This window comes from Pseudomonas sp. H1_D05 (assembly GCF_054682705.1).
This window is the reverse complement of record NZ_CP162825.1, coordinates 2,641,970-2,654,527: the sequence shown is the minus strand read 5'-3', so window position 1 is coordinate 2,654,527 and position 12,558 is coordinate 2,641,970. Positions and strand designations below refer to the sequence as shown.

The window sequence follows — 12,558 nt, the reverse complement described above, 5'->3', positions numbered from 1 at the left end:
CCCATGGGGAGAGGGGACTGATTGGGGGATATTTGGGAGGTACACCGACCTGAACGTTTTTCGTTGAATCCATAATCGACTCGTTTTTTCAGGTCGATGTATGACGCAAGACACCTCGGTCGGCCCCCTCTCCCTCTGGGAGAGGGCTGGGCGGGCGGCGTTCCGATGAGGGGCTTCTGGGTTCCAAGGCTTCTGATTCAAACAAAAAACCCGGCCGAAGCCGGGTTTCTCATCAAGCAATCACTGCATCCACGGTGGTGGCGGTGGTTCGTCGGACTTGCCTTTCGGCTCGTCGTCCGCAGCACGGATGGCCTGCTTGCGTTCCTCGTCGAGGCGCGCCGCTTCGATCTCGCGCAACACCCCGCCGACGTCGGCCAGGTCTTCCGGATCATCGAACTCACCGGTCAGCACACTGTTCGGGTGCAGGGTGCCGGCTTCGTACAACGCCCACATTTCCTTGGCGTATTTGGTCAGCTTCAACTCCGGGGCAAAGCGTCCGAAGTAGGAAGCCATGTTGCCAACGTCGCGCTCCAGCATGCTGAACGCGTGGTTGTTGCCGGCAGCGTCGACAGCTTGCGGCAGGTCGATGATGACCGGGCCGGTCGGCGTCAGCAGCACGTTGAACTCCGAGAGGTCACCGTGCACCAGACCGGTACACAACATCAGCACGATCTGCGAAATCAGGAACGCGTGATACTCGCGCGCCTGATCCGGCTCCAGCACCACGTCATTGAGACGCGGCGCGGCATCGCCGAACTCGTCGGCCACCAGTTCCATCAACAGCACGCCGTCGAGGAAGTCGTAGGGTTTGGGCACCCGCACACCGGCGCCGGCCAGACGGAACAGCGCCGCCACTTCGGCGTTCTGCCAGGCATCTTCGGTCTCTTTGCGACCGAACTTGGAGCCTTTTGCCATTGCGCGAGCCTGTCGGCTGTTGCGCACCTTGCGGCCTTCCTGATACTCGGCCGCCTGGCGGAAACTGCGTTTGTTCGCCTCCTTGTAGACCTTTGCGCAACGTAACTGATTGCCGCAGCGCACCACATAAACAGCTGCTTCTTTGCCACTCATCAGTGGGCGCAGCACCTCGTCGACCAGACCGTCCTCGATCAGGGGTTCAATGCGTTTTGGAGTCTTCATCAGCTTTTATTGTGGGTCCTTTATTACCAAACACGCGAATGTCACTCGTTATACGGCAATCCTCGCATCACGGGGAGGGGTTGCCGACCTGTGAACGTTGAGAATGCACACACTGTGCCGGATTAAACAGGGCCAACTCTGCGCTCGCGCATCGACCGTGGGGAATCATAGCCGAGGCTGTTGTACTTGTTGGTACATGTCTTCAAGGGCATTTGCGACAGAATCTGACATCCGGCTGATGCCCCTTCGGCAGATTTTTGCAAAGTCGCCTCAATTTCCCTGTTTTGCAGCCGAAGCCCTCAATGACAGAGGGATTTGTCCGGCAATCGTTCCACAACAATCAGCGATGCCGCGCTCGGGGATACGAGTGATCCACAACGTTTTCGGCTGCCAATAAACCACAAGTCATCTGCACTGCGTGGGCCTACAAGAAAATCTGGAGCGCGGATGAACATCAAACAGAAATTGACGTGGGCGTTTGCAATCATCGCCTGCTTGCCGGTGGTGCTGGTCGCAACGCTGGTGGTGATGAACTTGCGCAGCGATGCCCGGGACAGTTTTGTCGACAGCAGCGGTCGCGAAATCCGTCAGGTCAGCAATGCCATGCAGCTGTTTTTTGATGGCATCAGCCAGAACGTCGATTACCTGGCGTCGCAGCCGCTGATCAAAAACACCGACGACAGCCTCAAGACCTACATGAGCGCCAACGCCGAATCCATCCCGCAGGGCGAGATGGACAAAAAGGTCTTCGCGTTCCTCCAGGACCTGGGCAACGCCCACCCGGCTTACGCCTACGCCATCGTTGGCACCGCCGCCGGTGGTTATGTGTCATGGCCGGACGATCCCAAACTCAACAATTACGACCCGCGTCAGCGGCCGTGGTACAAGGCTGCCCAGGCCAAACCGGGCAAACCGTTGCGGACCGCCGCTTACTACTGGGCGCAGGACGATGCGACCTACGTCAGCACCGTGCGCACCATCGACAACAAACTCGGCAGCAACGGCGGCGTGGTCAGCATCGACGTGACGCTCAAGCAGCTCACCGAGATCGTCAAACAGATCAAGCTGGGCGAAACCGGCTACCTGATGCTCCTGGAAAACAGCGGCACGGTGCTGGTCGATCCGAAACAGCCGGAACACAACTTCAAGCCGCTGGACAGCCTCGGCGAAGGCTATGCGCAGCTGGCCAAGGCCGGCAAAGGCCTGGTCGAAGTCGAGCTTAACGGTGAGCGCTACATGGCCAACGTCTGGCCGTCGGAGCAATTGGGCTGGACCTTCGTCGGCCTGATCAAGCAGAGCGATGTGATGAGCTCAGCCACGCAACTGACCTGGCTGATCGCGATCATCGCCGCCGTGCTGGCCGTGCTGTTCGCCGTGGTTGGCGCCAGTTTCGCCACCCTCATCGTGCGGCCGATCCGCAGCGTCGCCAGTGGCCTGGAAGGCATTGCGCAGGGCGAAGGCGACCTGACCAAAAACCTCGACATCCGGGGCAACGACGAAACCGCGCAACTGGCCAACTGGTTCAATCAGTTCCTCACCGCGATCCGCAGCCTGATCCAGCACATCGGCGGCGCCGCCGGGAAAATCCTCGCGACCTCGCAGAGTTCGACCCGCGTCTCAAGCGACATGGCCGAAGCCGCCGGGCGTCAGCGTGAAGCGGTCGACATGGTCTCGACCGCGTTCCACGAAATGGTCGCCACCGCTAACGAAGTCGCGCGCTCGTGCAGTCAGGCAGCGGACTCCGCCGACAGCGGCCAGCGTCAGGCCCGCCAAGGCCAGCAACAGATTGATGCGGCGGTGCACAGCGTCGATCAACTGAGCCAGGAGCTGGAGCAATCGGCGCAGTCAATGCAACAACTGGAGCGCGACAGCAACGATATCCAGTCGATCCTCGGCACCATCCGCTCCATCGCCGAACAGACCAACCTGCTGGCGCTCAACGCCGCCATCGAAGCAGCCCGCGCCGGTGAACAGGGGCGCGGTTTTGCCGTGGTGGCGGATGAGGTGCGCGCACTGGCCAAACGCACGGCGGATTCGACGGCAGAGATCGATGGTCTGCTCGGCAATCTGGCCAAGCGCACCAGTCAGGTCACACAACAGATGCACGCCAGCCTGCAGGTCTCGCAGCAGTCGGTGACGCGTATCGGCGAGGCGCGCGAAAGCTTCGGGCAGATCCGCGAATCGGTGGACGTGATTCGTGACATGAACACGCAAATCGCTACCGCTGCTGAAGAACAGCATCAGGTGGCTGAGGACATCAACCGGCACATCAGCCAGATTCACGGGGATGCGCAGTTGGTGGCAGAACTGGCCAACTCGGCGCGTCTGGATTCGCAGAGTCTGGCGGGGTTGTCGAATGAGTTGGATGGGTTGGTCAGACGGTTTCGTACCTGAACCCAAAAGCCCCTCATCGGAACGCCGCCCGCCCAGCCCTCTCCCTGAGGGAGAGGGGGCTGACCGAGGTGTCTGGCGTTATGCATCGACCTGAAATACCGCGTCGATTATGGATTCTATAAAGCAAGATCAGGTCGGCGCACCTCTGAAGCATCCCCCAATCGGTCCCCTCTCCCTCTGGGCGGTCCGACGTTTCGGGAGGGCTAGGGCGAGGGGCTCTTTCAGCGTCAGCGTTCGATGATGGCGGTGACGCCCTGCCCACCCGCCGCGCAAATCGATATCAACCCCCTGCCCTTCCCCGCTGCGTCCAGCAACTTCGCCAGGTTCGCGACGATGCGCCCACCGGTCGCCGCAAACGGATGCCCGGCCGCCAGCGAACTGCCCTTCACGTTCAGCCGGCTACGATCAATCGAACCCAACGGCGCATCAAGGCCCAAACGGGTTTTGCAGTATTCGGGATCCTCCCAGGCCTTCAGCGTGCACAGCACTTGCGCCGCGAACGCTTCATGAATTTCGTAGTAGTCAAAATCCTGCAAGGTCAGCCCGTTGCGTGCCAGCAACCGTGGCACGGCATACACCGGCGCCATCAGCAGCCCTTCGGCGCCGTTGACGAAATCCACTGCCGCCGCTTCGCCATCGCGCAGGTACGCGAGGATCGGCAAGCCGCGTTCCTTCGCCCACTCTTCACTGCCGAGCAGCACCACAGACGCGCCATCGGTCAGCGGCGTGGAGTTGCCTGCCGTCAACGTGCCTTTCGCGCTTTTTTCGAAGGCGGGTTTCAGCGTCGCGAGTTTTTCCAGGGTCAGGTCCGGGCGCAGATTGTTGTCGCGGGTCAGACCAAGGAACGGTGTCATCAGGTCGTTGTGCCAACCCTCGCTATAGGACGCAGCGAGTTTGTGGTGGCTTTCGAGGGCCAGTTGATCCTGATCTTCACGCGGGATGTTCCAGGTCTGCGCCATCAGTTCGCAGTGCTGCCCCATCGACAGGCCGGTGCGCGGTTCACCGTTACGCGGAAATTCCGGGATCAGGTGTTGCGGCCGCAACTGCAGTAAGGTTTTCAGCTTGTCGCCGGTGGTCTTGGCGCGGTTGGCTTGCAAGAGGATTCTGCGCAGGCCTTCGCTGACACTGATCGGCGCGTCCGAGGTGGTGTCGACGCCACCGGCGATGCCGCTCTCGATCTGGCCGAGGGCGATCTTGTTCGCCACCAGGATCGCCGCTTCCAGGCCAGTGCCGCAGGCTTGCTGAATGTCGTAGGCGGGCGTCGCCGGGGACAGACGCGAGCCGAGCACACATTCACGGGTCAGATTCATATCTCGTGACAATTTCAGCACTGCGCCCGCCACCACTTCGCCAATGCGCTGGCCGTGCAGGTTGTAGCGTTCGATCAGGCCTTCGAGGGCGGCGGTGAGCATCGCCTGATTACTCGCCGTGGCGTACGGCCCGTTGGAACGGGCGAAGGGAATGCGGTTACCGCCGATGATCGCGACGCGGCGCAGCTGACTCATGAATAACTCCTTTTCCGAAGGTTTGAATTCACGCCGATCCCCTGTAGGAGTGAGCCTGCTCGCGATAGCGGTGGGTCAGATAAACATTTCTTGACTGATACACCGCTATCGCGAGCAGGCTCACTCCTACAGGGGTCAGCTGTGTTTCTGACTGTGGGTTCGGCAACACAAACGCCGGGGGCAAACTACTCTGCTGTTCTAGCGTAGGCCTTATTGCGTGGATCGAACGATTGATTGCCATCGGTAGTCCACACTTTGAACCCCAACTTCTGGAGAGCGTTCCATGTCTGACCGCTATATCGACTTCGCCAACTCGTCCATCGGCCATCGCCTGGTCGGGGCGCTGGGCCTGCCGTCGCCGGTGCGACTGGAACGCTGGCAGGCCGGGCGCCTGCGGCCGGTGGAAGGGGCGCTGCTGATCGGCGGCGGGCCACTGGCGGAGCGCGTCAGTGCCTTCGCCAACCGTTTGACCGACGGCATCTACCGTTACGGCGAACAACCGGCAACCGCTACCGAATGGATTCCCGGCCACGGCCCGAAACTCAAAGCCGTGGTGTTCGACGCCAGCGAGTTGCTGCATACCGACCAGCTCAAGCAACTGCGCGAATTCTTCCAGCCGTTGATGAAGAATCTTGAGCACAGCGCCCATCTGGTGATCCTTGGCCGTGCCCCGGAAACCCTCAGAGATCCGTTTGCTGCCAGTGCGCAACGAGCGCTGGAAGGGTTTTCCCGTTCGCTGGCCAAGGAATTGCGCAGCGGCGGCACGCTGCAATTGATCTACGTCGGTGAGGGCGCCGAAGATCAACTGGAAGGCCCGCTGCGGTTTTTCCTCTCGCCGAAAAGTGCGTTCGTGTCCGGGCAGGTGATTCGCCTGACAGCTTGTGCGACGCCAGTGACTGACTGGACCCGGCCGCTGGCCGGACGCAAGGCGCTGGTCACTGGTGCGGCTCGCGGTATCGGCGCATCGATTGCCGAAACCCTGGCGCGCGACGGCGCCGAGGTGATCCTGCTCGACGTGCCGCCGGCGAAGACCGATCTGGAAGCCCTTGCCGCCCGCCTCGGCGGCCGCGCGATTACCCTGGATATCTGCGCCGCCGACGCCGCCACGCAATTGATCGAACAACTGCCTGACGGCCTCGATATTCTGGTGCACAACGCCGGCATCACCCGCGACAAAACCCTGGCCAATATGACCCCGGAATTCTGGGACGCGGTGCTGGCGGTCAACCTCAACGCACCGCAAGTGCTGACCCAGGCCCTGCTCGACAGCGGCACGCTGCGCGACAACGCGCGGGTGATTCTGCTGGCCTCGATCAGCGGCATTGCCGGCAATCGCGGGCAAACCAACTACGCCGCGAGCAAGGCCGGGCTGATTGGTCTTGCGCAGGCCTGGGCGCCTACGCTGCTGGAACGTGGGATCAGCATCAATGCCGTCGCCCCCGGTTTTATCGAGACGCAAATGACTGCACACATTCCGTTTGGCCTGCGTGAGGCGGGCCGGCGCATGAGTTCGCTCGGTCAGGGCGGTTTACCGCAAGACGTCGCCGAAGCCGTCGCGTGGCTGGCGCAACCGGGCACCGGAGCATTCACCGGGCAGGCGCTGCGGGTCTGCGGACAAAGCGTTCTGGGGGCTTAGGCATGAGCATCGAATGGCATACGCTGGATCGCGAACCGAGCCTGCCCGGGCTCTACGCACGAGCGGCGACGCGACGAAAAATCACCGGCACCCAATTACCCGACAGCGGCCTGCGCTGTTGGGTCGATGTCGATGGCCAACGCCTGGCGGGCTATCGCAAGGTCTGCGGATTCGTCGATGACGGTCTGTTGCCGCCGACCTATCCGCACATCCTCGCCTTTGCATTGCAGATGCAATTGCTCACCGCCAAAGCCTTTCCGTTCCCGCTGCTGGGGCTGATTCATCTGAGCAACCGCATTCGCGTGTTGCGCCCGATGGGCGGGATCGGTCGGGCGCAGGTCAGCGTGCGCGTGACGAATCTGCAAGCGCATCCCAAAGGTGCGACGTTCGATCTGCTGACCACCCTGGATGATCAGCTCGGGCCGCTGTGGGAAGCGGAAAGCCAGATGCTCTGTCGCGGTGTGAAACTTGAGGGCGAGCCGGCCGAGCAGACTTGGGAGCCGTCGCAATCGCTGGTGGAGGTGGCGCGCTGGAAAGCCCCGGCCGATATCGGTCGGCAATACGCCAAAGTGTCCGGAGACTACAACCCGATTCACCTGAGTGCGGCCAGTGCCAGGTTGTTTGGCTTTCCAACAGCGATCGCCCATGGTTTGTGGAACAAGGCGCGGACCCTCGCGGCGCTGAACGATCATTTGCCCAAGGCCAACCTTGAGATCGCCGTGCACTTTCGCAAACCGGTGCGCCTGCCCAGTGAGGTGACCCTGCTGGCGAGTGCGGCGGGGTCCAGTGGTGAGTTGCGGCTGATCGGTGCGCAAGACCTGGAGCATATGGTCGGGCAGTGGCAACCGATTGCCTGAGCACGCGGGATACCGTTAATTGTGTGTATATAACTTAAGTTTTCGCCGTCCTTCCGCCTTCCGCTGAAAAAACCATGGCCTTGATTATCAAGGCCTTTTTTTGTCCGGCTATATCCTGGGTATTAGTCCTTAGGCGCTGAACTTCACCTTATATATAAAGGCGTTAATACCAACTTGAGAATGGCCTGAAACCTGCCTCTGGACTGAGATTGAGCACAACGGGCGAAGGCATCACCGACAACAGATCGGCGAGCCATCGAAGACAACGAACGTTGTGACAGGTGCAAGGAATCTCAATCATGAAAACTCAAGATGTGTGGTGCAAATCGGCAATCGCTCTGGCATTGATTCTCTCCCTCGGCCTCGCCGGCTGCAGCAGCGGCGGTGGCGGCCATCACAGCAGCTCCGGCAGTTCTGCGGCGGACGGCACCTCGGGTACTGGCGGTACGGGCGGCAGCGGTGATACTGCAGGCACAGGCGGAACTGGCGGGACCGGGAACACAGGTGGTACTGGCGGAACCGGTGGCACCGATCCGACCAATCCAACCAACCCGACAGACCCAACGGATCCGACCAACCCGACCAATCCGACCACCACACCGCTGGTGACCACCACCCTGGTGCAGGATGTCGGTAAGACCGTCGCTGGCGTCGGCGATGGCGTTGGCCAGATCGGCGACTCGCTGGGTACCGTACCGGTGGTCGGTGGTGTGGTGCAGAGTGCGGCCAACACCGCAGGCAATGTTGTCAGCACCTTGGGTGATGGCGTCGCCAATGGCGTAGGCAAACTGGCCACCGACCCTAATGGCCTGACCACCACCGTTGCTTCGGTTGGCGGTGTAGTGACGGATGTTGGCAACGGCGTCTCCGACCTCAGCGCCAAGCTGTCCACTGCGACGGGCAGCGTACCGGTGGTGGGCGGTGTGGTGACCAAAGTCGCGCCGCTGCTTGATGGTGTCGGCGAGAAAGTCACCATGCTCGGCAATACCCTCGACACCACACTGACCAGCGGCCCAACCAGCCAACTGACGAACAAACTCGGCGGTAGTCTGGTGCCAGTGATTGCGATGGTTGAAAGCACCACGGACAAACTCGGCGCGACCACAGGTCTTGGCGATCCACTCAAAGGCGTGGTTGCGCAAGTCGGTGGTGCGGTGAACACACTGGGCGGCAATGTTACCGATGCGGGTAACGGCAACGCCTTGACCAACACACTCGGCGGCGCGTTGAGCGATACCGGCACCGCAGTCGCCAAGGCTGGTGGTCTGGTGTCCAACGGCACTGGTTCGGGTACTGGTGGAGTGGGCGGTGGCCTCGGTGGTACTGGCCTGCTGCAAACCGTTGGCGGCGCGGTGGTCAATGTCGGCTCAGGTCTGGCGGCAGGCAACGGCACTCTCGCAGCGCCTGGCAACGTCCTGGCAGCGGCCGGCAACACAGTGGCTTCGCTCAACACCGTACTCGGCGGTTCGGGCACCCCGATCACCGCAACCACCTCACCTCTGGCCACGGTTGGCGGAACCTTGGGCGCAGGCCTGAACCCGGTCACCAGTGGCGTTACCAACGTGACTCAGCAACTCGGCGCCGCTACCGGTATCGGCTCACCTGTTGCAGGTCTTACCGGCCAGGTGGGCGGCGCGGTCAGCAGTATCGGCGGCAGCATTGCTGCGACCAACAACCCGGTCACCACCGCAGTCGGTGGTCTGGTCAGCAACGTCGGCGGCACCGTCGCCGCCGTCGGTGGCCTGGTCAACGGCGGTACCAGCGGGGGTACCACCAGTGGCGGTCTGGGCGGTGTACTCGGTGCTCTGACTGGCACTCTGGGAGGCAACACACGCTAAATTGCACCTGGCCGATTCGACGGCCTCACCTACAGCGCCTACGCTTGGTTGAGGGCGGAAGATTCCCACGAGTCTTCCGCTTTTTTCTTAGGAAAATTCAGCCCAGTGCCGTGATCTGACCATGGAGTGTCCTATGCGCGTAATGGCATCCCTGCTGTTCCTCAGTCTCAGTTCCGCCGCCCTCGCCGACACCCTGCCCAGCTTTCTCAACAGCAACGAAACCATCCGCAATCTGCCGGTGCCGAACCTGCCGGCCGATGCCTATCGCCCAAGCGCCACGCCGGTGCAAGTGCCGGACGCTGGTGCCGCCGCTGCGCAACCGCTGTTGATGGACACCAAGATCAAACTGCAAACCGTGCAGATCGAAGGCGGCACCCTCTACCCGCTCAACGAACTCGCCGAAATCTATAAGCCCCTGATCGGCCGGCAAGCCACGCTCGCCGAGCTGATCGAAGCCACGCGCAACATCACCCGACGCTATCAGCAGGACGGTTACCTGCTGTCCTACGCGTTCTTGCCGCAGCAAAATTTCAATGACGGCGTAGCGCGCGTGGTGCTGGTGGAAGGCTACGTCCGCGATATCCAGATCCAGGGCGATGTCGGCCGGGTCAAAGCGCTACTCGACAAACTGGCGGCGAAGATTCAGACCGAGCGGCCGCTGACCCGCAAGACGTTCGAGCGCTACACCACGCTGATGACGCGCATTCCCGGGGTGACGATCCAGGCCCAGGTGCCACCGCCCGGCACCACCGACGGCGCCACAACGCTGGTGGCCCAGGCCAGTCGAAAACCCTTCACCAGCACGCTGAGCACCACCGAAGACAACCGCAACGGCACCCAGGCCCTGCTCGGTGTCAGCAGCAATTCGCAAACCGCGATGGGCGAGCAACTGACCCTCAGCGGCCTGTTTCCACCGGGTGACGATCACGAACATTACTACCGGCTCGACTACAACCAGTTCCTCAATGACGAGGGCGCACAACTGGCGCTGTCGGCTTCACGCTACCGTGCTGACCCCGGCACCAATGTCCTGCTCGACAATGGCCTGCAACTCAAACCGCACCGCGAAAACGACCGCTACTCGATCGGTTTCACCCTGCCGCTGATTGCCGCTTCCAACGAACTGCTGACGGCCGGTTCAAGGCTTTACGCGGTCAACGACAAGACCCGCTACAAGGTGATCGGCTTCCCGCTGAGTGTCGAAGAACGCACCGACATCCGCGCCCTCGCCTTCGAGAGCGACTGGCGCAAGGCCGATGCCCGCCAGTTGCGGATCCTCAGCGGCGGCGTGTACCAGGGCCTCGACAGCATGGGCGCGAAAACCAACAACAACGCCATCGACCTCGACTTCTTTCGCCTGCGCCTGTCTGGCGTACAGAGCGACAAGTTCCTCGACAATTGGCAAGGGGTGCTGTCTGCCGCACTGTACTGGAGCGACGACACCCTGCCCGACAGTGAGCGCGCGGTGTTCGGCGGGCAGAACTTCGGTCGTGGTTATCCCGACGATCAAGCGTCCGGCGACAAGGGCTGGGGCGTGGCGTACGAGGTCAACTACAGCTTCAACCGCGACGGCAACTGGGTGCGCATCCTGCAACCGTATGTCGTACTCGATCGCTCGCGCAGTTGGTTCAATGAATTGCCGGTGCGGGCCAACAATCTGTCATCGGCGGCGATCGGGCTACGGTTTGGCGATGCCAAGTACTACAACATTGCGCTGGAAGCGGCGAAGGCAATGTCGGATGAAGCGCTGGACACGTTCAATCGCAAGCCCAGGTACAGCATCAGTTTCAGTTACCAGTTGTAAGCTGAAACACCAAGAGGCTTCGGCAGCGGCGGGTGGAGTGTACAAACGGCAGAACTGGGTCGGATTGCAGGCAGCCTTCGCGAGCAGGCTCACTCCTACAATTGGATTGAGTGCATTCAGTTAGAAATTGGCCGGCTGTCAGGCCGCCATCGCGAGCAGGCTCATTCCTACAGTTGGATTGAGTGCATTCAGTTAGAAACTGGCCGGCTGTCAGGCCGCTTTCGCAGGAACGCCGTCCGCAGCAAACTCGCCCCCACAGAAAAGCCAAAGCAAAACAGCGCACACCGCGCACACCGCACACCGCGCACCGCTACCGCTCCTCACCACTCAACAGGATGAGCGTTAGCTCGGCTGCAGCTCTTGATCTTGATTCACCGGCCGCGTCGGCAGGCTGAGTGGAGGGATTGATCCGGGAGTGGGAGCGCAGCGACCGTTTGGCGAAGCCAAACACAGCGAGAGGAGGTGCAGCGAAGCAAACCGTAGGCGCTGCGCCCGGATCGATCCCGGAGCGAAGGAACCCCGAGCCTCAGCGAGTGGGCCGAACGTTGCGGCAAGCCTTTTTGGGTACTTTTTCGGCGTCTGGAAAAAGTGCCTCGCCGTAAGGGCGAAACCGCCAGCTGCAACACCCAAAAAAACGGATATTCACCCAAAACACCCAAAGCACGGTCGGCCCAGAGGCCGCCGAGCTCAACCTCAGCCAACCTGAACCTTAGGCTTGGGAAGCAAATTATCCAAAGTCTCCAACAACCTGACGTAATAAATCGGCTTGCGAAACAGATCCACCACCTGCAACCGCAATAGGTCACTGACATCTTCCATATCCGCATGCCCCGACATCACAATCACCGGCAAATGCTGCCGAGAAGTATGCTCACGCAAGCGCTTGATCAACGACATCCCGGACTCCTCCGGCATACGCAAATCAGTAATCACCAGCGCGATATCGGGATGGCGAGTCAGATGATGCAACGCCAGCTTCACCGACGTCGCCGTATGACAGACAAACCCCTCCCCCTCGAGCAACTCCGCCAGCTCCAGCAACGCGTCCTCTTCATCGTCAACCAAAAGCAACTGTTGGCGGTGCGGCGAAGACGCGTTCATAGGCAATACCTGAAAGCTGAATGGAAAATCCATTGTAGTGCGATATCAGCCAGGTGCAGCGTTCCCATGACTCAAGGCGTCGGCCGTGTCACAGCCGTACCATCAAGAGACGTCAAAATATTATTGAAGATCGCCAGCACCCTATCGCCAAGAGGGGTTACGAATGCCACAACCACGACGGCGACCATCGCCACCACAATGGCGTACTCGATCGCCGAAGCCCCTTCTTCATTCTTGATGAACACCCGGGCTCTGGACATTAGATAGTCGAAAGTCATGCGAAACA

The 12,558-nt window shown here is 61.1% G+C and carries 9 protein-coding genes and 1 pseudogene; 6 read left to right on the top strand and 4 right to left on the bottom strand.

Translation table 11 applies throughout. The features are described from left to right. Window positions 1-240 precede the first annotated feature (240 nt). Window positions 241-1,137, bottom strand: coding sequence for a PA4780 family RIO1-like protein kinase (locus AB4O11_RS11880; RefSeq protein WP_007914672.1), 897 nt, complete (start codon window positions 1,135-1,137; stop codon window positions 241-243). A gap of 447 nt (window positions 1,138-1,584) precedes the next feature. Between AB4O11_RS11880 and AB4O11_RS11875 the strand changes: the two are divergent. Next, window positions 1,585-2,625: pseudogene (locus tag AB4O11_RS11875) on the top strand (cache domain-containing protein); the annotation flags it as partial. Between the two features lie 138 nt (window positions 2,626-2,763). After that, window positions 2,764-3,531 carry a methyl-accepting chemotaxis protein gene (locus AB4O11_RS11870; protein ID WP_371748302.1) on the top strand — a complete coding sequence of 256 codons (768 nt, stop codon included), beginning with the start codon at window positions 2,764-2,766 and terminating at the stop codon, window positions 3,529-3,531. Between the two features lie 227 nt (window positions 3,532-3,758). Here the strand turns inward: AB4O11_RS11870 and AB4O11_RS11865 are convergent, their stop codons facing one another. Then, window positions 3,759-5,036 (bottom strand): acetyl-CoA C-acetyltransferase, encoded by a 1,278-nt coding sequence (locus AB4O11_RS11865; protein ID WP_099757911.1) that lies wholly within the window; start codon window positions 5,034-5,036, stop codon window positions 3,759-3,761. Between the two features lie 283 nt (window positions 5,037-5,319). Here AB4O11_RS11865 and AB4O11_RS11860 point away from each other — a divergent pair, with 283 nt between their 5' ends. The 4 genes from AB4O11_RS11860 (at window position 5,320) to AB4O11_RS11845 (ending at window position 11,171) form a co-directional block, all read left to right on the top strand. Continuing rightward, window positions 5,320-6,672 (top strand): 3-oxoacyl-ACP reductase, encoded by a 1,353-nt coding sequence (locus AB4O11_RS11860; protein WP_093430281.1) that lies wholly within the window; start codon window positions 5,320-5,322, stop codon window positions 6,670-6,672. A gap of 2 nt (window positions 6,673-6,674) precedes the next feature. Next, complete coding sequence (locus AB4O11_RS11855) at window positions 6,675-7,529, top strand: MaoC family dehydratase (RefSeq protein ID WP_099757909.1); 855 nt, start codon at window positions 6,675-6,677, stop codon at window positions 7,527-7,529. Window positions 7,530-7,828: 299 nt separating this feature from the next. Continuing rightward, window positions 7,829-9,367, top strand: a complete 1,539-nt coding sequence (locus tag AB4O11_RS11850; RefSeq protein WP_460130719.1) for a collagen-like triple helix repeat-containing protein — start codon at window positions 7,829-7,831, stop codon at window positions 9,365-9,367. Window positions 9,368-9,500: 133 nt separating this feature from the next. Next, window positions 9,501-11,171: a ShlB/FhaC/HecB family hemolysin secretion/activation protein gene (locus AB4O11_RS11845; protein WP_093430278.1), complete on the top strand. Its 1,671-nt coding sequence runs from the start codon at window positions 9,501-9,503 to the stop codon at window positions 11,169-11,171. 693 nt (window positions 11,172-11,864) lie between these two features. Here AB4O11_RS11845 and AB4O11_RS11840 read toward each other — a convergent pair. Continuing rightward, the gene (locus AB4O11_RS11840; RefSeq protein WP_460130717.1) at window positions 11,865-12,272 is read right to left on the bottom strand and encodes a response regulator; all 408 of its coding nucleotides are present in this window, start codon (window positions 12,270-12,272) and stop codon (window positions 11,865-11,867) included. A gap of 71 nt (window positions 12,273-12,343) precedes the next feature. Beyond that, window positions 12,344-12,550, bottom strand: a complete 207-nt coding sequence (locus AB4O11_RS11835) for a Flp family type IVb pilin (RefSeq protein ID WP_095047415.1) — start codon at window positions 12,548-12,550, stop codon at window positions 12,344-12,346. Window positions 12,551-12,558: the final 8 nt, after the last annotated feature.